The organism is Diaminobutyricimonas aerilata, from assembly GCF_002797715.1.
Classification (GTDB): Bacteria; Actinomycetota; Actinomycetes; order Actinomycetales; family Microbacteriaceae; genus Diaminobutyricimonas; species Diaminobutyricimonas aerilata.
This window is the reverse complement of the sequence record NZ_PGFF01000001.1, coordinates 2,752,460-2,773,789: the sequence shown is the minus strand read 5'-3', so window position 1 is coordinate 2,773,789 and position 21,330 is coordinate 2,752,460. Positions and strand designations below refer to the sequence as shown.

Below are 21,330 nucleotides of genomic sequence, written 5' to 3'. Positions count from 1 at the left end.
GGTCAGTCGACGCCGGGGATCGGTCGCTCAGACCAGCCGTCCGGGCCGGCGGACCCGGCCGGGTAGGTCTCGAGCGGCACGTCCCCGCGGCGCCACGCGTCGAGCACGGGTTCGACGATCCGCCAGCACTCCTCGGCCGAGTCGCCGCGCACCGACAGCAGCGGGTCGCCGGCGAGGATGCCCGACAGCACTTCGCCGTACGCCGGCAGCGCGCCGGGGTTGAAGTCGGCCGCGATCTCGGCCGGGTCGATCGTGAACGGATCGCCGGGACCGTTGACGTTGATCTCCCACGCCATCCCGTCGGGCTTGAACGTCAGCCGCAGGCGGTCCTGGCGCACCTCGCCCGAGAAGCCGTCCGGCACGCGGGGCGGCGGGCGGAAGGTGATGAGGATCTCCTTGCGCGTGGTGCCGATCGCCTTGCCCGACCGCAGCAGGATGGGCACTCCCGTCCAGCGCCAGTTCGCGACCTCGACGGTCATCTCGGCGAGCGTCTCGGTGGCGTTGGCGGGGTGGACCCCGGGCTCGTCGGCGTATGCGGGCAGGTCGCGGTCGCCGATGCGCCCCGCCCCGTACTGACCGCGGCGGCTCGAGAGCGCCGGGTCGCCGCGCCACAACCGGGTCGCGCGCAGCACGATCGCCTTCTGGTCGCGCACCTCCTCGGCCGAGAGCGATCCGGGTGCCTCCATCGTCAGGAGCGCGAGCACCTGCAGGAGGTGGCTCTGGATCATGTCGACGAGTGCGCCCGCCTTGTCGTAGTACCGCGCGCGGTTCTCGAGGGCGAGGTCCTCGTCGTAGACGATCTCGATGCTCTCGACGTGCTCGCTGCTGAGCAGCGGCTCGATCGTGCGGTTCGCGAACCGCAAGCCGAGCAGGTTGAGCACGGTCGCGCGCGCGAGGAAGTGGTCGACGCGTTGGATACGTTCCTCGGGCACGAGCTCGAGCAGCAGCCGGTTGAGGTCCGCCGCCGAGGCGGCGTCGCTGCCGAACGGCTTCTCGAGCGCGAGCGTCGTGCCCTCCGGAAGGTCGACCTCGCGCAGTTGCTCGCATGCGCGCACGGTCACCGCGGGCGGCAGCGCGAAGTAGAGGGCCGGGGCATGCTCGGCGAGGGCGATCAGCTCGCGCAGGTCGTCGACGGTGGTCACGTCCGTCGTGCGATACACGGTGGACTCGAGCGCGCGGTCCACCGCCTCGCCCGACGCCCCCGCGCTCTCGAACGCGGTGCGCACCCGGTCGCGCCAGGCCGGCTCGTCGTACTCCTCGACGCCCGCCCCGATGAGCTGCAGCTGCCGCTCGGGTTCGGCGGCGAGCAGCTCGCCGAGTCCGGGGAGCAGGAGTCGCGAGGCCAGATCGCCGCTCGCGCCGAGAACGATGAGGGTCGCCGGTTCGGTCGTCATGGTCCGGATGCTAGGGGAGCCGGCACGTCGACGCGGCGACTGCCACGCGGCTCTCAGGCGATCGGGGAGCCGTCGCCCCACACTCGCGCGACACTCCCGTCGGCCTCGAGCAGCACCGCGTCCGCGGCGTAGCCCGGCGCCAACAGCCCCAGGCGGTCGTCGAGCCCGAGGGCGCGGGCAGGCGCGAGCGTGACCGCCTCGACCGCGGCGCGGTCGGTGACCCCGACGCGTTCCCGCGCGAACCGCAGCGCGGCGTCCTGGGTGAGGGTCGACCCCGCGATGGTGTGGGTGCCGCTCAGCACGGCCAGTCCGTTCTCGACCGTCACGTTGAGCGAGCCGAGCCGGTAGTCGCCGTCGTGCGCGCCGGCGGCGGCCATCGCGTCGGTCACGAGGGCGACGCGGCCGGGGGCCGCGGCGAAGGTGAGCGCGGCGACATCCGGATGCACGTGCTCGCCGTCGAGGATGAGTTCGACGACCACCCGTTCGTCGGCGAGCGCCGTCGCGACGGGACCCGGCGCGCGGTGGTGGATGCCCGGCATCGCGTTGAACGCGTGGGTGAGCAGTCGCGCCCCGCGGTCGAAGGCCTCGCGCGTGCGGTCGGCGTCCGCCTCGGTGTGCCCGACGGCGACCGCGACGCCCGCGGCGGTGAGGCGCTCGATCGCGTCGAGCGCTCCGGGCAGTTCCGGGGCGATCGTGATCTGCCGCAGCGATCCGTCGGCCGCCGCGAGCAGGCGCTCGATCGTGTCGGAGTCGGGGGAGCGCAGGAAGTCGACGTTGTGCGCGCCGCGACGCTCGGGGGCGAGGAACGGACCCTCGAGGTGCGCCCCGAGCACGAGAGGGTCGGTCGCGCTGAGCTCGGCGATCCCGCGCAGGCTGCTCTCGAGCACGTCGACCGGGTTCGTGACGAGGCTGATCACCGACCGGGTGGTGCCGTGCGCCCGGTGCACGGCGAGTGCCGCCCGGATCGCGTCGGGGCCGTCGTCGAAGGAGTGGCCGCCCGCGCCGTGCTCGTGCAGGTCGATGAATCCGGGAACGAGGGTGCGCCCGCCGCCGTCGACGGTGTCGTCGGCGTCGGGCGCCGCGCCGGTGCCGGTCGCCGCGATCGCGGCTCCGTCGAACAGCACCCATCCGGGCTCGTCGGTGCGGGCATCCAGCAGCCGCACGTCACGGATCAGCACGCTCATCGGGGACCGCCGTTCACTGGAAGATGATCGTGCGGGCACCGTCGAGCAGCACGCGGTCCTCCGAGAACCAGCGCACCGCTTGCGTCAGGGTGCGCGACTCGACGTCCTGACCGATCGCGACGAGCTCCTCCGGCGGTTTCGAGTGATCGACCCGCACGACGTTCTGCTCGATGATCGGGCCCTCGTCGAGGTCGCTCGTCACGAAATGCGCCGTCGCCCCGATGAGCTTCACGCCACGCGCGTGCGCCTGCCGGTACGGGTTGGCGCCCTTGAACCCGGGCAGGAACGAGTGGTGGATGTTGATGATGCGGCCCGCGAGCGCGTCGCACAGCTCGGGGGAGAGGATCTGCATGTACCGGGCGAGCACGACGAGTTCGACGTCGTGCTGCTCGACCACCTCGAGCACCCGGCGTTCGAACGCGGCCTTGCTCTCCGCATCCGTCACCGGCCGGTGCTCGAACGGCAGCCCGTAGAACTCGGCGAGACCGGCGAGCACGTCGTGGTTGCTCAGCACGAGCGGCACCTCGATCGCGAGCTGCCCGGCACGCTGCCGGAATGCGAGATCGTTGAGGCAGTGCGCCGCCTTCGACACGAGCACGAGCGTGCGCAGCGGACGCCCGACGACATCCAGCTGCCAGGTCATGCCGTACCGCTCGGTCACCGGGGCGAGCGCCTGCTCGAATCGCTCGCGGGTCGCCGCGGACTCGACCTGCAGTCGCATGAAGAACTTGCCGGTGTCGCCGCTCGAGAACTGCTGCGATTCGGTGATGTTGCCGTCGGCCTCGACGATCGCGCCGCTCACGGCGTGCACGATCCCGGGCCGGTCCTCGCAGACGAGCGTGAGGATCCAGTGCGTCGCGTCGGTCACGGGCCCACAGTAGCGGGCCGTCGTCGCCTCCGGCCGCAGCACGCCTCCCGCTCGCCGGACGGTCGTTAGGGTGGAAGGGATGCCGCGGCACGCGCATCCCGCGGCCGGCGACCGAGCCACCACCCTCACTTGGAAAGCACACCGATGAGCGCCGTTTCGGTCTCGACCTTCCCCCTGTTCCGTCTGCTCGTGCTCACCGGAGCGATCTTCGTCTCCGTGTCGAGCGAGTTCCTGCCGACCGGGCTGCTGCCCGACATGGCCCGCGACCTCGACGTGTCCGAGTCGAAGGTGGGCCTGCTGGTCACGATCTTCGCGGGCACGGTGGTCGTGAGCACCGCGCCGCTGACGATCATCACGCAACGGCTGTCGCGCAAGTGGCTCATGGTGCTGCTGCTCGCCGTCTTCGCGCTCGGCAACGTGCTCGCCGCCCTCGCCCCCACCTACGAGTTGCTCGTCGTCGCCCGCGTGATCGGCGGACTCGCCCACGGGTTGTTCTGGGCCGTGACCGGTCCGTACGCCGCCCATCTCGTTCCGCGTCACCAGCTCGCGCGTGCAGTGGCGGTCACGAACTCGGGCGGCACGATCGCGTTCGTGCTCGGGGTGCCGCTCGGCACGGCGCTCGGTCACGCCCTCGGCTGGCGTCTCGCATTCCTCGTGATGGGCGCCGTCGTGGTCGTGTTCATGCTGCTCGTGATCGCGTTCCTGCCCCCCGTGCAGCACCTCCACCAGCCGGCGACGGGGGAGATCACCCTGCCCGGGCGGAAGGACCCGACGGTGCCCGCCGTCATCATCGTGTGCGTCTCGGTGCTGTTCATCATGACCGGGCAGAACGTGTTCTACACCTACATCGCCCCGTGGCTCATCCGCGAGGGGGGCTTCCCGGAGGACGCCGTCAGCGGACTGCTCTTCGTCTACGGCGCGGCGGGGGCGGTCGGGCTCGTGCTCGCCGGTGCGCTCGGCGACCGGTACCCGCGTGCCACCGCCTACGGGCTCATCGCCGGGGTCACGGTCGCGGTGGCGACCCTCTCGCTCGGTGCGGGCAGTCCCGGTGTCGTCATCGCCGGTCTCGTCGCGTGGAGCATCGCGTTCGGCGGGCTGCCCTCCCTCTTCCATGCCCGCATGCTGCACTCCGCCTCGCCGCGCATCCGCGACGTCGCCTCGGCGTGGATCACGACCTCGTTCAACATCGCGATCGGGGGCGGGGCGATCCTCGGCGGCAGCCTGCTCGACGCCGCCGGGATCGATGTGCTCCCGTGGACCCTCATCGGGCTCGTCGCCGCGGGACTGCTCTTCGTGGCACTCAGCGACGGCGCGCGGTTGCGGGCCCAGTACCATCACGTGCGACGGGACGGCTCGGCCTGACGGGTCAGCGCAGGTAGTCGGCGAACTCCGCCCGCAGCGCGGGGGCCGGCTTCGCTCCGAGCACGGTCTTCACGACCTCCCCGCCCTGGAACACCTTCATCGTCGGCAGGCCGAGCACGCGGTACTCGGCGGCGATGCGCGGGTTGTCGTCGGCGTTGATGCCGACGATCCGCAGTCCCGGGTGCTGCTCGGCGGCGAGGGTGTCGAGGATGGGGTCGAGAGCCCGGCACGGCGGGCACCAGTCGGCCCAGGACTTCACGAGCACGGTGTCGTCGGCGTCGAGCACCTCGGTGCGGAAGGTGGCGTCGGTCACCTCGGGTAGAGCGGACATGGTTCCCTTTCCTCAAACGATGGTCGTGCTGAACTCGCAGCGTGGGGTGCTCCGCTCGTCCGCCGCGGAGAGCAGCGTGGCAATGCGGTCGCGTCGAGCGGCGAGGTCGCGGATGCGGTCATCGAGGGTCGCGAGAGTCGCCCGGTAGGTCTCGAGCGACTCGGAGCAGTCATCCCCGCGCGAGTTGCCCGTCAGGATGCAGTCCAGGAACGGGCGGGTCTCGTCGGCGGGGATGCCGAGGCTGCCGAGGAGGTGCACCTCGCGCACGAGCGCGAGGTGCACCTCGTCGAAATCGCGGTAGCCGTTCGCCGAACGACCGGCCCTCAGCAAGCCGAGCGACTCGTAGTAGCGCACGGCCTTCACGGTCACGCCCGCCCGCCGGGCGAGTTCTCCGATCCTCATGCGGCGACGATAGACCCTGCCCTCAGGGGCAAGGTCAAGCCGGCCGCATCGTCATCCGAACAGTTCGACGACGAGGTCGCCGAGCAGCTCGCCGGGATCGCGCTCGAGCCCGCGCCGGGTGAACCAGGTGCAGACGTTGAGGCAGTCCCGTTCGAGCAACGTCATGCCGGCCGGGTTGCCGACGACGTCGACCAGCTGCGGCAGGTCGATGACGACGACGCGTCCCTCGTGCACGAGCAGGTTGTACGGCGACAGGTCGCCGTGCGCGTAGCCCGCGCGGGCGAAGCCGCGCATGATCTCGACGACCTGCTCGAACAGGTCGGCCAGTTCGTCATCCGTGCCGCGGATCTGCGCGAGGCGCGGCGCGGCGGACATGCCGGTGCCGATGAACTCCATGAGCACCTCGGTGCCGTGGAGTTGCACCGGGTACGGCACCGCCACGCCGCGTTCGTACAGCGCGCTCAACGCCACGAACTCCGCGTACGCCCACTGGGCGGACGCGACCGACCGCCCGTAGGAGGTCTTCTTCGCGAGCGCGCGCGAGTCGCGGGTGTTGCGCATCTTGCGTCCCTCGACGTACTGGGAGGAGCGGTGGAAGTCGCTCGTCTCGGCACCTCGATAACGCTTGGCGGCGAGGATCGTGCTCTGCGTCGGGTCGTCGGGCACGGCGCGTTCGATGAGGAACACGTCGGCCTCCTTACCGCCCTTCACGACACCCAGTTCGGTGTCGATCGCGCCGGCGGAGGTCACGAGCCAAGCCGGCCAGGGGCGCGGTCCGCGTTCGGATGGGGTGGTCGCCGGCCAGGTGGACCAGCGTTGCCCGTCACCGGGCTCGATAGTGGAAAAGCTGAAGACGAGTGGATCGTCACGAAAAGTCACGGTGGTGTTCTCCGGGAAGGGAGGTCACCGCGGGAGCCGATCGTTCAGAGGATCGGTCTCAAGGGGTCAGTGCGCGGAGACCTCGGGGGATGTGGACGTGGGAGACGTCACGAAGTAGACGGTCATCTTTCACACACCCCTTTCTCGACTCGCATGCGTGGTGAACCACGGTCACTGTAGACCTTCCGCGCGCGCAGCGCTAGAGGCTTTTCAGGGCGGCGGCCTTGGCGAGCAGCACCTGCCGTTGCTGCTCATTGCCGACGAGTTCTGCCGCGGTGACGAGCTCGGAGCGTGCCTCGTCGACGCGGCCGAGACGCGCGAGCAGTTCTCCGCGCACGCTCGGCAGCAGGTGCGATCCACGCAACGCGCCCTCTTCGGCGAGGGAATCGACGAGGCGCAGCGCCGACGCGGGACCGGTCGCCATCGACACGGCCACGGCGCGGTTGAGTTCGACGACCGGATTCGGAGCGAGTCGCCCGAGTGCCTCGTACAGCAGCACGATGCGCTCCCAATCGGTCTGCTCCACGCTCGGGGCGGTCGCGTGGCATTCGGCGATCGCCGCCTGCAGCGAATACGCCCCACGGCCACGACCCACCGCATCCGCTCGCGCCAGGGCGGCGCTGCCGCGGCGGATCTGCGCGACATCCCACCGGGAGCGATCCTGATCTGCGAGCAGGATGGGCGTTCCGTCTCGGTGGGTGCGGGCGGCGAAGCGGGAGGCCTGGAACTCCATGAGTGCGACGAGGCCGTGCACCTCCGGCTCGCGCGGCAGCAGTCCGCCGAGCACACGGCCGAGTCGCAGCGCTTCGTGCGCGAGGTCGACGCGCATCCAGCGGTCGCCCGAGGTGGCGGCGTAACCCTCGGTGAAGACGAGGTAGATGACGCCGAGCACCCCGTTCAGGCGGCTCTTCCACTCGGCGGGCTCCGGGGTCTCGAACGGCACCTTCGCGGCGGACAGCGTCTTCTTGGCCCGCACGATGCGCTGCTGCACGGTGGCGACCGGCACGAGGAACATGCGTGCGATCTCCTCCGTGCTGAGACCCGCGACGATGCGGAGCGTGAGGGCCACTTGCGCCTCGCGGCTCAGCACCGGATGGCAGGCGGTGAAGATGAGCCGCAGCACGTCGTCGTCGATCGGTTCCCACTCGTCGGCGCGGGACTCGTCGAGTTCGTGTGCGAGCGTGCGGTAGCGGTCGTCGAGGCGCTCGCGGCGGCGCCATCCGTCGATCGCCTTGCGCTTCGCGACGGCCGTGAGCCAGGCGCCCGGGTTCTGCGGGACGCCCGACTCCGGCCACTGCGCGAGCGCGTCGACGATCGCCTCCTGCGCGAGATCCTCGGCGAGTCCGACGTCGCCGACCATCTTCACGAGGGTCGCGACGATGCGGGCGCTCTCGATGCGCCACACCGCGTCGACGGTGCGCCGGATGTCCGTCATCGTCGTTCCTCGCCGTGCGGCCGTCGGTCAGTCGGTGCCGAGTTCTGCCCGCCAGCCCTCCTCCTTCTTGAGGTACTCGTTGTCGGCGAAGTCGGCGAAGTCCTCCATCTCGGTGACGCGGCGCACCTCGAGCTTGCTGCCCGGTCCGAGCGGAGCGCGTGACGCCCACTCGATCGCCTCCTCCTTCGAGGAGACCTGGATGATCCAGAAGCCGTTGAACAGCTCGTGGACCTCGCCGTAGGGGCCGTCGGTGACGGCGGGCTTCTCGCTCGAGAAGTCGACGACGAAGCCTTGGTCGGTGTCGGAGAGGCCCTCGCCGGCGAGCAGCACTCCGGCCTTCATCATCGACTCGTTGTAGGCGCCCATCTTGTTGATGACCTCTTCGAAGTCGATGTCCTTGTACGCCTCCACGGCCTCGGCGGTCGCGCGCATGATGAGCATGTACTTCATGGGATGTCTCCTCGTTCGTTGAGGTGCCGGTCGGCTCCTTCTACTATCGCGTCGAACGGCCGGATCGCGGATCGACATCGGCTGCGGATTTTTTCTGCGGCTTTTTCCACGGACCGGTCGTCGCTCGTTGACGTCCTCCATGTCGACGACCACGCCGCCCGGGGATGGGGAACGCCGCACCCGTTTCGCGGACGGTTCCCTCGACGCCGTGGAACATTCCGCGGGTGGGGTGACTTCGGGGCCCTGCGAGTACCGGTACCGGAACGGTCGTGTGAAGGCGCGCGGACAGTTCGCGGACGGGTCTTCACCGGAGAGTGGGTGTGGTGGCGCGAGAACGGGGTGCTGCTGCAGAAGGGCACGTTCGTCGAGGGCCGGCAGCACGAGTTCTGGCGGCGCTGGCATGCGACCGGTGGGCTCATGGACGAGGGCGAGTGGGTGCACGGCAAATGGTCGGGGTGTTGCGTTCCCTGAGCCTGTCGAAGGGACAGCGCCGTATGACGTGGTCGCTTCGACAGGCTCGGCGCCGTGTTGCTCAGCCGGAGCGTGCGGCGGTGGCGGGTGTTCGGGTGGCGCGTTGTCGTCCGAGTGGTCGCCACTGTCGGTGGGGGTCGATGTGGGGTGGGGCGAGCAGGTGGGGTTTTCCGCGGATTGCCTTCATCCGGTAGCCGCTGTTGTGGAGCATGTGGTGATGTGCCGAGCAGAGCAGCACCCCGTTGTCGAGGTCGGTGGGGCCGCCGTGTTCCCATTCGAGGAGGTGGTGGGCGTGACACCAGGACGGTGGGGCGGTGCAGCCCGGCCACACGCATCCGCCGTCCCGGACCGCGAGAGCGCGGCGTTGCGCGGGGGTGAACAGCCGTTCCCGTCGGCCGAGGTGGAGCACTTCGCCGTTCGCGCCGAGAACGATGGTGCTCGTGTCGGCGTCGCACAGGAGGGTGCGGGCGGTGAACGCGCTGATCGGTTCGGTGACGTCGTCGATCCACGCCGCCCCGGTGCCGCGGTCGAGGTGGTCGGCTTGGACGACGATGTTCACCATCGCGGTCGGCCGCAACGATCCGCTCGGAGCCCGCACGCCGGCCGTGATCAGTCCGATGAGGATGTCGAACTGGCGTTGATCCCGCGTTCGCGGGTCCAGGAGTGGGTCGGCGGGGTCCACCTCGTCGGGGTCGAGGAACCTCGGTTGCCGGTCGGGGGCGGTTCCTTCGGCCATCGCGGCACGGAGGAGTCCGGCGGAGAGCGGGTCGGCGAGTCCGGTGAACGGGGTCATCCCGTTGACTTCCCGTCCGATCGAGAACCGCCGTTGCGCCCGCAATACCTCGTCGCGGGGACGGGCACCATCCGGGTCGAGGTACTCGCGCCACACCACGGCTTGCGTCTTCACCAGGTCGGCGGAGTCGATCTCGGCGGCGTCGACGAGCATCCGTTCCGCGTGCTCGAGCTGCTTGGGGGTGGCGGTGTCGGCGCTGTCGAGGATGCGGACGATGTGCCCGGCCGACTCGATACCGATCCGCCCGTCACGCACCGCATCCGCCACCACCGGACGGGTCGCGGGCAGCACTTCGCCCGAGAGCGCCACCCGCGGCCGAAGCGCGCCGGCGAGCCGGATCCGGCGGGTCGCCTCGGCCTGCGGAACGCGGGTGATGCGTTCGATCAGGTGGGCCGGGCGTGCGCAGCCGTGCCGGTAGGCGAGCCCCTCGGTGCGCAGTTCCGGGCGGGAGCGTTCGGCGATCTCACCCGCCGTGGCGATCCGGAGCGCGTCAGCCAAACGACCCACCTGCTCGGTGCGACCGGTGAGGTCGCACAGGGCCCTGTCGGTGAGGTGGTCGACGGGGAGGGCGGCGGCACGGCGCAGGAGGTGTTCCGCCTGCTCGATCAGCGCCGCTGCTTCGTCCATATCAAGAGTGTGAACCCGACCACCGACATTCCGTTTCCCCCGATCAGAAGCCCGTTTTGCTGGGGATGAGCGCGACCGGAGCCCGACTGTGGAGGAGTAGCAGGAGGCAGTTCGGATCGTCGCTTCGACAGGCTCAGCGACCGGTTCTTCGGCAGCGCAGCGGGAGACAGTCGGGGGCTCGCTTCGACAGGCTCAGCGACCGGGTTCTTCGGCACAGCAGCGGGTCGTGCGTGCAGGTCGACTGAGCGGGGCTGAGCGATCACGCAGATCGAGGTGGATCGTGGGCGTCTCGATACGCTCCTTCGTCGCTATTCGACGAGCGGGGTGCGTCGCTATTCGACGAGCGGGCCCATGGGTCGTGCGGGCGCATGGCTCGTGCGGCCCGAACGGTGGCGCGGCTCCGCAGCAGACGGAGCGGCGGCGCGCGTGATCGGGGGAGTCCGATCGCACCTCGCGGGGGCGTGCGTCGCCCGTTATGCTTGACCGGTCGCGACTGGCGTTCGGATGGGGAACCATCGGGGAGCGACTGACACGGTTGGTGGCCGTACGCCTGGGCCACGACGCCACCTGGTTGCCTGTCTGAAGGAGCGCCCGTGTCCGATCGCCTGCCGTCCACTTTCAACGAACCCCTCTCGGTCGTCGATCCCGAGATCGCCGCCGTGCTCGAGCAGGAGCTCGGCCGCCAGCGCTCGACGCTCGAGATGATCGCGAGCGAGAACTTCGTGCCGCGTGCGGTGCTCGAGTCGCAGGGCTCGGTGCTCACCAACAAGTACGCCGAGGGCTACCCCGGTCGCCGCTACTACGGCGGTTGCGAGTTCGTGGACATCGCCGAGAACCTCGCCATCGAGCGCGCCAAGTCGCTCTTCGGCGCGCAGTTCGCCAACGTGCAGCCCCACTCCGGCGCCCAGGCGAACGCCGCCGTGCTGCACGCCATCGCCAACGCGGGCGACACCATCCTCGGTCTCGAGCTCGCCCACGGCGGTCACCTCACGCACGGCATGAAGCTCAACTTCTCCGGCCGCCTCTACAACGCGGTGGCGTACGGCGTCGACCCCGAGACGTTCCTCATCGACATGGATGTGGTGCGGCAGAAGGCGCTCGAGCACAAGCCCGCGGTGATCATCGCCGGCTGGTCGGCGTACCCGCGGCAGCTCGACTTCGCCGCCTTCCGCGCGATCGCCGACGAGGTGGGCGCGAAGCTCTGGGTCGACATGGCGCACTTCGCCGGCCTCGTCGCCGCCGGACTGCACCCGTCGCCGATGGAGCACGCCCACGTCGTCAGCTCCACGGTGCACAAGACGATCGGCGGGCCCCGCTCCGGCTTCATCCTGAGCAACGACGAGTCGCTGTTCAAGAAGCTCAACTCGGCGGTCTTCCCCGGCCAGCAGGGCGGGCCGCTCATGCACGTGATCGCCGCGAAGGCGACGGCGTTCAAGCTCGCCGCGTCGCCCGAGTTCCGTGACCGCCAGGAGCGCACCATCCGCGGCGCCCAGATCCTCGCCGACCGTCTCACCGCCGTCGACGCGCGCGACGCGGGCATCGGCGTTCTCACGGGCGGCACGGATGTGCACCTCGCCCTGGTGGACCTGCGCGAGTCGCACATCGACGGCAAGCAGGCGGAGGACGTGCTGCACGAGGTCGGCATCACCGTGAACCGCAACTCGGTGCCGTTCGACCCGCGTCCGCCGATGGTCACCTCGGGCGTGCGCATCGGCACCCCGGCGCTCGCGACCCGCGGCTTCGACGACGCCGAGTTCGCCGAGGTCGCCGACGTCATCGCGCAGGCGCTCACCGGAGCATCCGAAGTTCCCGTGCTGCGCGAGCGCGTCGCGACCCTCGCCGACCGCTTCCCCCTCTACCCGGGGCTCTGACCGTGACCGCGCAGATCCTCGACGGCACCGCGACCGCCGCGGCGATCAAGGCCGAGCTGACCGAGCGGGTCGCCGCACTCAAGGAGCGCGGCATCACGCCCGGACTCGGTACCGTGCTCGTCGGCGACGACCCGGGCTCGAAGTGGTACGTCGCGGGCAAGCACCGCGACTGCGCCGAGGTGGGCATCGCCTCGATCCGCCGCGACCTGCCCGACACGGTCACGCAGGAGGAGCTCGAGGCGGTCATCGACGAGCTCAACGCGGATGACGCGACCACGGGCTACATCGTGCAGTTGCCGCTGCCGGCGCACATCGACACCCGCGCGATCCTCGAGCGGGTCGCCCCCGCGAAGGATGCCGACGGACTGCATCCGACCAACCTCGGCCGACTCGTGCTCAACGTGATTGACCCGATCGAGACGCCGCTGCCCTGCACCCCGCGCGGCGTGATCGAGCTCGTGGAGCGGCACGGCATCTCGTGGAACGGCAAGAACGTGGTCGTCGTCGGCCGCGGCGTCACGGTGGGGCGTGCGATCGGGCCGTTGCTGACCCGCAAGGAGTTCAACGCGACCGTCACCCTCACCCACACGGGCACCGTCGACCTCGCCGCGCACCTGCGTGAAGCGGATGTGGTGGTCGCTGCGGCGGGAGTGCCCGGCATCATCACCGCCGAGGAGATCAAGCCCGGCGCGATCGTGCTCGACGTGGGTGTGAGCCGCGTCACCGATCCGGAGACCGGCAAGAGCCGCATCGCGGGCGACGTCGCCGACGGGGTGGCCGAGGTCGCGTCGTGGGTGTCGCCGAACCCGGGCGGAGTGGGTCCTATGACCCGAGCGCTGTTGCTGAAGAACGTCGTCGACATGGCCGACCGCGGCTAGACCGCGACCGCGTTGCGTCCGCTCCGGCGGGCGAGGGTGAGCCCGCCGGCGAGCAGGGCGACCGCGATGACCCCCGTCTCGCCGGCGAAACCCCCGACGAGCAGCGTCGTGACCCCGGCCGTGGCGAGCACCGCTCCGGATGCGGTGGGAAGCAGCGCCGCGCGACCGGTCGCGGGGGAGAGCAGGCGTTCGAGCACGTGCAGCCGGTTCGCGGCGACGAGGCTGAGGGTGAGCACCGCGGCGAGCCAGACGCCGCGACCGGCCCACCAGTCGTCGCTGAGCGGCTCCGGCAGGTGCACGCCGGCACCGAGCAGCACGGCCACGAGCACGATCGACACCGGCATGTGCCACAGGTAGACGGTCATGGCGCGTGCCCCGACCCAGGCGACCGGCGTCGCCCCGCGCTCGGCCAGGCGGCGCAGCGTCGGCGCCGCGGCGACCACGAGGTGCAGGTGGGCGATGCCCAGGGCGATGAGCGCCACCGTCGGCGGGTTGTTGTTGCCGACGAGCATGTCGAGCGGGTAGCCGCCGACCGCCACGAGCAGGGCCATCACCGCGTAGCCGCCTGCCGCCGTCCCCAGAGCGCGGCGCCCCGAGTGGATGCGGCCGTCGCGCCAGAAGAATCCGAGCTGCTGCACGGCGAGCCACACGAACGCGAGGTTGAGGAAGCCGATCCCCTCGATCCCGGTGCTGCGGGCGGCGACGTCCACCGCCACGGCCGCGCCGATGAGCAGCCCGAGCGTGAGCCGCGGGGCGCGCTCGTGCGCGGCGGCGAGGGCCGGTACGAGGCAGGAGGCGAGGATGAACACCGCGAGGAACCACAGCGGCTGCCCGATCCGGTAGCCGATCTCGTGCACGAGCTCGCCCGGCACCCCGAGCACCGCGAGTGCCGCGAGCACCACGACGACGGTGCCGATCATCGCGAGCGCGGGAACGGCGAGCCGCTCGACCCTCGACCGCACGAACTGGGCGGGCGTGGCCCCTCGGACGCGCATCCGGCGCCACTGGCTCAGCGCCGTGAACCCGCCCGCGGCGAAGAAGAGCGGCATGACCTGCAGTGCCCAGCTGAGCGCCGCGAACCCGGCGTGCGCCTCGAGGGCGTTGCCGATGACGAGCCCGTCGGCGCCGATGTGCACGCCGGTCATCGCCGCGTGCAGCAGCACCACGATGACGAGACTCACCGAGCGCACGAGGTCGACGACGGGGTCGCGGTCGATGAGGGTGCGGCTGCGGATGGGCGGGCTCTGGATCGCGGTCATGATCGCCTCCGGGTCGGGCCGGCGGCTTCCGGCTGCCCGAGGTTACGAACGGGGTTCGCCACCGCACATGGACCGGGGGAACCGTTCCACCCCCTACCCGCGTACCATCGCCGCCGCTGCGCGAACGGGGCGGCGGGCTCAGCGCAAGCCCGGCTGACGCTCGGGCGCTTCCTCGAGGGTTTCGAACCTGAAAGAACGCCTATAGGGTGAGCAGGTCTGCGTCGTTTGGGGTGACGCGGCTGGAGTTCATTCGTCGGGGGGCCGGAGCATCCGGATGTCCCCTCGGCGTACCGAAGGGGTTCACGTGCGCATCGGTTCGCAGCGACGCAATTCATCGAAGACCGGACGGCGTCTGGTGTTCGGCGGCAGCCGGAGACGGGGCGTGATCTCCGCCGTGCTGAGCCTCGGGCTCGCGGTCAGCGGCTTCAGCGGAGTCGCCCTGCTGGCTTCGCCGACGCCCGCAGAGGCTGCGCCCGGAACCCCGGGCACTCCGCAGCCGAACACCGCGGTGTTCTCCGAGGGATTCGAAAACGGCGTCGCCAACACGCCCGTGCTCCTCACCGCGTACACCGGCGCATCGGGGCAGAAGTACACGGCCGACAACGTGTGGCTCACCGCGTGTAACGGCCTCGTCGTGAACTTCAACGCCCCGTACACGAGCATGGGCAACTGCGCCCAGCCCAGCTCCTCGTCGGCGACCCGCCAGCTCGCGTACGCGCTCGGGGCGCACGTCGGCTCCGCCACCCCACAGACCAACCACGCGGTCACCGCGTACACCGAAGGCAACCCCGGCGCGAACGCCATCGAGTTCCGCACCGTCTCGAACATCCCGCTCGCGTCGACCTCCGGCCGCTTCCTCACCTTCAGCGTGGATGCCGCCGCCGCGAACTGCTTCGCCACCGCTCCCCAGTACCAGTTCGCCTTCCTCAACCAGGCCGGCGTCGCGACGAACGTCGGCGGTCAGCTCAATGCCTGCACCTCCACCAAGACCGTCACCACGCCGGCCGTGGGAGTCCTCGGGCCGAACGTCGTGAACGTCGGGACCTACACCTCGAACGGTTCGGTGCTCTTCAACGGCACTTCGCTCGGCGTCCAGATGCGCAACGCGAACGGCTCGGGCACCGGCAACGACGCCGCATTCGACAACATCCGCATCCTCGACGTCACGCCGCAGCTCGACAAGTCCTTCGTCGCGACGACGGTCGCGCCGAACCAGCCCACTCCGCTGACGTTCACCGTCACGAACACCGCGGAACTCGCGGCCAAGAACGGGTGGTCGTTCACCGACACCCTGCCGGCCGGCGTGCGTTTGGCCACCCCGACTGCGGCGGTGACCACGTGTCCCGCCGGAACCGTCACCGCGGCGGCGGGCGGCACGAGCATCACCGCGGCGGGCAACCTCACGGCCGGGCTGGCGTCGTGCACCATCACGGTGAACGTCGTCGCCTCGGCGGCCGGCACCTACACCAACGGCCCCGCGAACGTCACCACCACCGGCCTGAACGCCCCCGGCGACTCGACGCTCACAGTCGCCGTGCCGCCGTCGTTGCGCTGCAGCGTCGCGACGAACGGCTCGTTCGAGTCGCCCAACATCCAAGACCCCGCCAACCCGGTCGCAGGCGACGCCTATCAAGGTGGCTACAACCAGTTCCGCACGAGCCAGGGCACGATCAGCGGCTGGCAGACGGTCGCCGGAACGATCGACATCCTCCGGTACTACAACAACGCGAGCGACGGAGCACAGAGCATCGACCTCTGGGGCACCGCGCCCGCCACGATCCAGCAGACGTTCTCCGGATTGATCCCGGGTGGCCGATACACCTTCTCGCTCGACTACAGCGGTATGGAGACCACCAGCTCCCGCGCGACGGTGCAGCTCAGCCAGGGGGGCGCGTTCAGCACGTTGGCGACTCTCGCGCCGACGACGAACGCGGTGAGCAACGGCACGTCGGGGACACCTACGAGACCATCGTTCACGGTTGCGTGGGCCAACTCGTCCCACACCTTCACCGCGACGGGCACCACGGCGACGGTGCGCATCCAGAACCAGACGGCGCCCTCGTCGTTCAACACCGGCCTCTTCATCGACAACTTCAAGTTCAGCGGCGCGGCCCCGTGCGAGGACTTCGGTGACGCGCCCGAGTCGTACGGCACCTCGATCGCGACCAACGGTCCCGCCCACATCGCGACCGGCCCCACGATCGGCGCGGCTCGCGATGCCGAAGCGGACGGACAGCCGAACGCGACCGCCACGGGCGACGACGCCGCGGGAACGCCCGACGATGAAGACGGCATCGGCGCCTTCGTGTTCCCCGCGGGTGCGACGACGGTCACCGTCCCGGTGGCCGTGTCGAACCCGGGCACCACCGCGGCGACGCTCTACGGATGGATCGACGCGAACCGCGATGGCCGCTTCGAGGCGACCGAATTCGCGTCCGTGCCCGTGCCGGGGGGAGCGACGACCGCGAACCTCACCTTCGCCGGGCAGCCCACCGACGGTGCGCCCCGGATGATGCGACTGCGGCTGACGACGGACGCCCTCGCCGACGTCGCCGCCACGCCCGCGGTCGACGAGCGTTCGGTCGGCACCGCGTCCAACGGCGAGGTCGAGGACCACCTCGTCACCGTCGGACCTGGGATCACGTTGACCAAGACCGCCACCCCGGCGAGCGCCGGCGAGGCGGGCGACGACATCCAGTTCTCGTTCCTCGTGACCAACATCGGCGGGGTGACGTTGACCGACGTCGCCATCGATGAGGGCGCGTTCACCGGCACCGGCGAGCTGTCGGACGTGGTGTGCCCCGCCGGTGCGGCCTCCCTCGCCCCGGGCGCGACCGTCACCTGCACCGCCGCGTACGAGCTGACCCAGGCCGACGTGGACGCGGGATCCTTGACGAACACGGCGACCGCGACGGGCGTGCCCCCGACGGGATCGCCCTCGGTGTCGCCGCCGTCGACCGCCGTCGTGCAGGTGCCGCCCACCCCGGGCCTCTCGGTGGTGAAGTCCGCGACGCCGTCGAGCGCCGACGAGTTCCGCGCCGGCCAGGAGATCGAGTACCGGTTCGTCGTGACCAACACCGGCAACACCACCCTCACCGACGTCTCCGTCGACGAGGGCACCTTCACCGGCACGGGCGACCTGTCGGCCATCGACTGCCCGGCCGGTGCGGCATCCATGGCGCCGGATGCGCAGATCACCTGCACCGCTACATACATTCTGACCCAGGCCGATGTCGACGCCGGTTCGGTCTCGAACTCGGCGACCGCGACGGGCACGCCGCCCTCGGGCACCCCGCCGGTGTCGCCGCCGTCGGAGTTCACCATCCCCACCCCGCCGGTGCCCGGCATCAGCGTCGTGAAGAGCGCCGCGCCGATCACCTCGGCGGAGGCAGGCGACGAGATCGAGTACTCGTTCCTCGTCACCAACACGGGCAACGTCACCCTCACCGAGATCGCCGTGGACGAAGGCGACTTCTCCGGCACGGGTGACCTCTCCGCGATCGACTGTCCCGCCGGCGCGGCCTCGCTCATCCCGGGCGCCCGAGTCACCTGCACGGCGACCTACGAACTCACCCAGGCCGACATCGACGCGGGCACGCTCAGCAATTCGGCGACGGCCACCGGTGTGCCGCCGTCGGGCACCCCGCCGGTGTCGCCGCCCTCCGAGGTGACGATCGAGCTTCCGCCGACGCCCGCCATGACGGTCGCCAAGACCGCGACTCCGGCCACGGCCGGTGAGGTGGGCGACGAGATCACCTACTCGTTCCTCGTGACCAACACCGGCAACGTCACGCTCACCGACGTGACCGTCGCCGAGGGGGCGTTCTCCGGCACCGGCGACCTGTCCGACGTCGTGTGCCCCGCCGGCGCGGCATCCCTGGCCCCCGGCGACGACGTCACCTGCACGGCGACGTACACGTTGACGCAGGCGGATGTGGATGCGGGGTCGGTCTCCAATTCGGCGACCGCCACCGGAACGCCGCCGGGCACGACCCCGCCGCCGACCTCACCGCCGTCGGAAGTCATCGTCGAGATCCCTCCGGCGCCGGCGATCACCGTGACGAAGACGGCGACGCCGGCGACCGCCGGCGCGGTGGGTGACGAGATCACCTACTCGTTCCTGGTGACCAACACCGGAAGCGTGACTCTCACCGATGTGGCCGTGGTCGAGGGCGAGTTCTCGGGCACCGGCGACCTGTCCGACGTCGTGTGCCCCGCGGGTGCAGCGTCCCTCGCTCCGGGCGATGGCGTCACCTGCACCGCCACGTACGTGCTGACGCAGGCTGATGTCGATGCCGGCGAAGTCACCAACTCGGCGACCGCGACGGGTGTGCCGCCGACCGGCACCCCGCCGGTGTCGCCGCCGTCGGAGAACACCGTCGAGATCCCTTCGGCAGCGGCCATCACCGTGGCGAAGACGGCCACACCGGCGACCGCGGCCGAAGCGGGCGATGAGATCACCTACTCGTTCCTCGTGACGAACACCGGCAACGTCACCCTCACCGAGATCGCCGTGGACGAAGGCGACTTCTCCGGCACGGGCGACCTCTCCGAGATCGTCTGCCCGGCCGGCGCCGCCTCGCTCGCTCCCGGTGACGACGTGACCTGCACGGCGACCTATACGTTGACGCAGGCGGACGTCGACGCCGGCTCGGTCACCAACTCGGCGACCGCGACCGGCGTGCCCCCGACCGGCACGCCGCCGGTGTCGCCGCCGTCGGAGGTCACGGTCGAGATCCCGCCGGCTCCCGGTCTCTCCGTGGTCAAATCGGCGACGCCGTCCGAGCAGGTGGACTTCTTCGCCGGGCAGGAGGTGACCTACTCGTTCGTGGTCACCAACACCGGCAACACGACCCTCACCGACGTGTCGGTGGACGAGGGCGAGTTCACCGGCACCGGTGACCTCTCCGACATCGTCTGCCCCGCGGGAGCTGCCACGCTCGCACCGGACGCGCAGGTCACCTGCACGGCGACCTACGTGGTGACGCAGGCGGACGTCGACTCCGGTTCCGTGACCAACTCGGCCACGGCGACCGGTGTGCCGCCGACCGGCACGCCGCCGACCTCGCCCCCGTCGGAGTTCACGATCCCCACACCGGCGCTGCCCGGCATCACCGTGGTGAAGTCGGCGACGCCGACGACCGCCGCCGAGCTGGGCGACGAGATCGAGTACTCGTTCCTGGTCGAGAACACCGGCAACGTGACGCTCACGGACGTGACCGTCGTCGAGGGTGAGTTCTCCGGCACCGGCGAGCTCTCCGCGATCGAGTGCCCGGCGGATGTGTCGCTGCTGCCGGGTGAGCGTCTCACCTGCACGGCGACGTACACGCTGACGCAGGCGGACGTCGATGCGGGTTCGGTCACGAACTCGGCGACCGCCACGGGTGTGCCGCCGACCGGCACCCCGCCGGTGTCGCCGCCGTCGGAGGTCACCGTCGAGATCCCGCCCGCGCCGGCCCTCGCCGTGACCAAGACGGCCACGCCGACGACCGCGGGTAAGGCGGGTGACGTGATCACCTACGCGTTCCGGATCGAGAACACCGGCAACGTGACCTTGACGAACGTCGCGGTCACGGAGGGCGCCTTCACGGGGACCGGCGAGCTGTCGGAGATCGTCTGCCCGACGGGCGCCGCGTCCCTCGCGCCGGGTGCCGACGTCACCTGCACGGCCACGTACACGCTGACTCAGGCGGACGTGGACGCCGGTGCGGTGACGAACAGCGCCACCGCGACGGGGACGCCGCCGGGTGGCGGCACGCCGCCGGTGTCGCCGCCGTCCGAGTTCACGGTCGAGATCCCGCCGGCCCCGGGCATCCGCGTCGTGAAGTCGGCGTCGCCCGACACGGAGGAGTCCTTCCTCGCCGGTCAGGTGATCGAGTACTCGTTCGTCGTGACGAACACGGGCAACGTGACCCTCGCGGACGTGACCGTCGACGACAGCGAGTTCACCGGAACCGGTGAGCTGTCGGATGTCGTGTGCCCCGAGGCCGCCGCATCGCTCGCGCCGGGCGCGCAGGTGACCTGCACCGCCACGTACACCTTGACGCAGGCCGATGTGGACACCGGTGAGGTGTCGAACTCGGCGACCGCGACGGGCACCCCGCCGTCGGGCACCCCGCCGGTGTCGCCGCCGTCGGAGATCGTGATCCCGAACATCCCGGCCCCGGCCCTCACCCTGGTGAAGACCTCGGATGCGGACGCGCTCACCGGAGTGGGCCAGGTCATCGGATACGAGTTCGAGGTGGAGAACACGGGCAACGTCACGCTCAGCGACATCGCGATCGAGGAGACGGAGTTCTCGGGCAGCGGCGAGCTGTCGGTGATCGAGTGCCCGGCCGATCCGCTGCTGCCCGGCGGTGTCGCCACGTGCGTCGCGTCGTACGAGGTGACCCAGGCCGACCTCGACGCGGGCGAGTTGTCGAACACGGCGACCGCATCCGGGCTCAGCCCCGACGGGACCACCCGCACCGTCTCGGCGGAGTCGACGCGCGACATCCCGTTCGCCGGTTCCTCCGCGCTCGAGCTCGTCAAGAGCTCGACCGTCATCGATGTGAACCGGAACGATGTGACCGACCCGGGTGACCGCATCCGCTGGTCGTTCGTCGTGCGCAACACCGGGCTGACCACCGTCTCGGAGATCGGGGTGAACGACCCGACCGGCGGTCCGGTGACCTGCCCGGCGACGATCCTGCCCCCGGGCGGATCGATGGACTGCACCACCGTGGAGGACCGCACGATCACCGCCGCCGACGTGCGGACGGGTTCGGTCGTCAACTCGGCGACCGCGACCGGCACGGGTCTCGACGGAACGGTCATCACCTCGAACGTGGCCTCCGCCACCGTGACCGTCGTGGCCACCCCGGTGCCGCCGCTCGCGGTCACCGGCGGAACGGTCGCGGTCGGCGCACTCGTCACCGCCCTCGGCGGGCTCGTGACCGGTGCGCTGCTGCTGATCCTGCGCCGCCGACGCACGGCATAGCCGGATGACGGTGAGGGGGCGGATGCCGCGGCATCCGCCCCCTTCGTCATGCTCGGACGGCGCTCGAATTTCGGTCGCGCTACAGATCCGCCGGTGCGCGGCAGAAGAGATCGGCGCGGCACGACGTAACTGGCGCGCGACGTGGGG

Annotated in this window: 15 protein-coding genes and 1 riboswitch; of the genes, 5 read left to right on the top strand and 10 right to left on the bottom strand. The window is 70.6% G+C overall.

Annotated features, from left to right (window positions below; genetic code table 11):
• Nucleotides 1-2: 2 nt before the first annotated feature.
• Genes CLV46_RS13350 through purU form a run of 3 tightly spaced genes read right to left on the bottom strand, consistent with a single transcriptional unit; the run spans nt 3 to nt 3,446 of the window.
• Nucleotides 3-1,394 carry a glucose-6-phosphate dehydrogenase gene (locus CLV46_RS13350; RefSeq protein WP_100365231.1) on the bottom strand — a complete coding sequence of 464 codons (1,392 nt, stop codon included), beginning with the start codon at nt 1,392-1,394 and terminating at the stop codon, nt 3-5.
• Between the two features lie 53 nt (nt 1,395-1,447).
• Entirely contained in the window at nt 1,448-2,578 is a 1,131-nt protein-coding gene (gene nagA / locus CLV46_RS13345; protein ID WP_100365230.1) for an N-acetylglucosamine-6-phosphate deacetylase, read from the bottom strand.
• Between the two features lie 13 nt (nt 2,579-2,591).
• Nucleotides 2,592-3,446, bottom strand: coding sequence for a formyltetrahydrofolate deformylase (purU, locus tag CLV46_RS13340; RefSeq protein ID WP_100365229.1), 855 nt, complete (start codon nt 3,444-3,446; stop codon nt 2,592-2,594).
• 144 nt (nt 3,447-3,590) lie between these two features.
• Here purU and CLV46_RS13335 point away from each other — a divergent pair, with 144 nt between their 5' ends.
• The gene (locus CLV46_RS13335; RefSeq protein ID WP_100365228.1) at nt 3,591-4,808 is read left to right on the top strand and encodes an MFS transporter; all 1,218 of its coding nucleotides are present in this window, start codon (nt 3,591-3,593) and stop codon (nt 4,806-4,808) included.
• Nucleotides 4,809-4,812: 4 nt separating this feature from the next.
• On the opposite strand, the gene CLV46_RS13330 is transcribed toward CLV46_RS13335, so the two are convergent.
• The 5 genes from CLV46_RS13330 to CLV46_RS13310 form a co-directional block, all read right to left on the bottom strand.
• Entirely contained in the window at nt 4,813-5,139 is a 327-nt protein-coding gene (locus CLV46_RS13330) for a thioredoxin family protein (RefSeq protein ID WP_100365227.1), read from the bottom strand.
• Nucleotides 5,140-5,151: 12 nt separating this feature from the next.
• Nucleotides 5,152-5,541, bottom strand: coding sequence for a MerR family DNA-binding transcriptional regulator (locus tag CLV46_RS13325; protein WP_100365226.1), 390 nt, complete (start codon nt 5,539-5,541; stop codon nt 5,152-5,154).
• Between the two features lie 51 nt (nt 5,542-5,592).
• A complete protein-coding gene (locus tag CLV46_RS13320) occupies nt 5,593-6,291 on the bottom strand; it encodes a serine protein kinase RIO (protein ID WP_245866857.1) in 699 nt (232 codons plus the stop codon).
• A gap of 328 nt (nt 6,292-6,619) precedes the next feature.
• Nucleotides 6,620-7,855, bottom strand: coding sequence for an RNA polymerase sigma factor (locus CLV46_RS13315; RefSeq protein WP_100365224.1), 1,236 nt, complete (start codon nt 7,853-7,855; stop codon nt 6,620-6,622).
• Between the two features lie 27 nt (nt 7,856-7,882).
• Entirely contained in the window at nt 7,883-8,305 is a 423-nt protein-coding gene (locus CLV46_RS13310) for a YciI family protein (protein WP_100365223.1), read from the bottom strand.
• A gap of 318 nt (nt 8,306-8,623) precedes the next feature.
• On the opposite strand from CLV46_RS13310, the gene CLV46_RS16725 reads away from it, so the two are divergent.
• On the top strand, nt 8,624-8,776 hold the full coding sequence (locus CLV46_RS16725; RefSeq protein WP_157802332.1) for a toxin-antitoxin system YwqK family antitoxin: 153 nt from the start codon (nt 8,624-8,626) through the stop codon (nt 8,774-8,776).
• A 61-nt stretch (nt 8,777-8,837) separates the two neighbouring features.
• On the opposite strand, the gene CLV46_RS13305 is transcribed toward CLV46_RS16725, so the two are convergent.
• Complete coding sequence (locus tag CLV46_RS13305; protein WP_100365222.1) at nt 8,838-10,196, bottom strand: HNH endonuclease signature motif containing protein; 1,359 nt, start codon at nt 10,194-10,196, stop codon at nt 8,838-8,840.
• Between the two features lie 479 nt (nt 10,197-10,675).
• A riboswitch (ZMP/ZTP riboswitch) is annotated at nt 10,676-10,759 on the top strand.
• A 30-nt stretch (nt 10,760-10,789) separates the two neighbouring features.
• On the opposite strand from CLV46_RS13305, the gene glyA reads away from it, so the two are divergent.
• Both glyA and CLV46_RS13295 read left to right on the top strand, forming a co-directional pair.
• Nucleotides 10,790-12,067 (top strand): serine hydroxymethyltransferase, encoded by a 1,278-nt coding sequence (gene glyA, locus CLV46_RS13300; RefSeq protein WP_100365221.1) that lies wholly within the window; start codon nt 10,790-10,792, stop codon nt 12,065-12,067.
• Between the two features lie 2 nt (nt 12,068-12,069).
• On the top strand, nt 12,070-12,945 hold the full coding sequence (locus CLV46_RS13295) for a bifunctional methylenetetrahydrofolate dehydrogenase/methenyltetrahydrofolate cyclohydrolase (RefSeq protein ID WP_100365220.1): 876 nt from the start codon (nt 12,070-12,072) through the stop codon (nt 12,943-12,945).
• On the opposite strand, the gene CLV46_RS13290 is transcribed toward CLV46_RS13295, so the two are convergent.
• Nucleotides 12,942-14,204, bottom strand: coding sequence for an acyltransferase family protein (locus CLV46_RS13290; protein WP_100365219.1), 1,263 nt, complete (start codon nt 14,202-14,204; stop codon nt 12,942-12,944). The two genes, CLV46_RS13295 and CLV46_RS13290, sit on opposite strands and share 4 nt — an antisense overlap.
• A gap of 304 nt (nt 14,205-14,508) precedes the next feature.
• Here CLV46_RS13290 and CLV46_RS13285 point away from each other — a divergent pair, with 304 nt between their 5' ends.
• Entirely contained in the window at nt 14,509-21,183 is a 6,675-nt protein-coding gene (locus CLV46_RS13285) for a DUF7507 domain-containing protein (RefSeq protein WP_100365218.1), read from the top strand.
• Nucleotides 21,184-21,330: the final 147 nt, after the last annotated feature.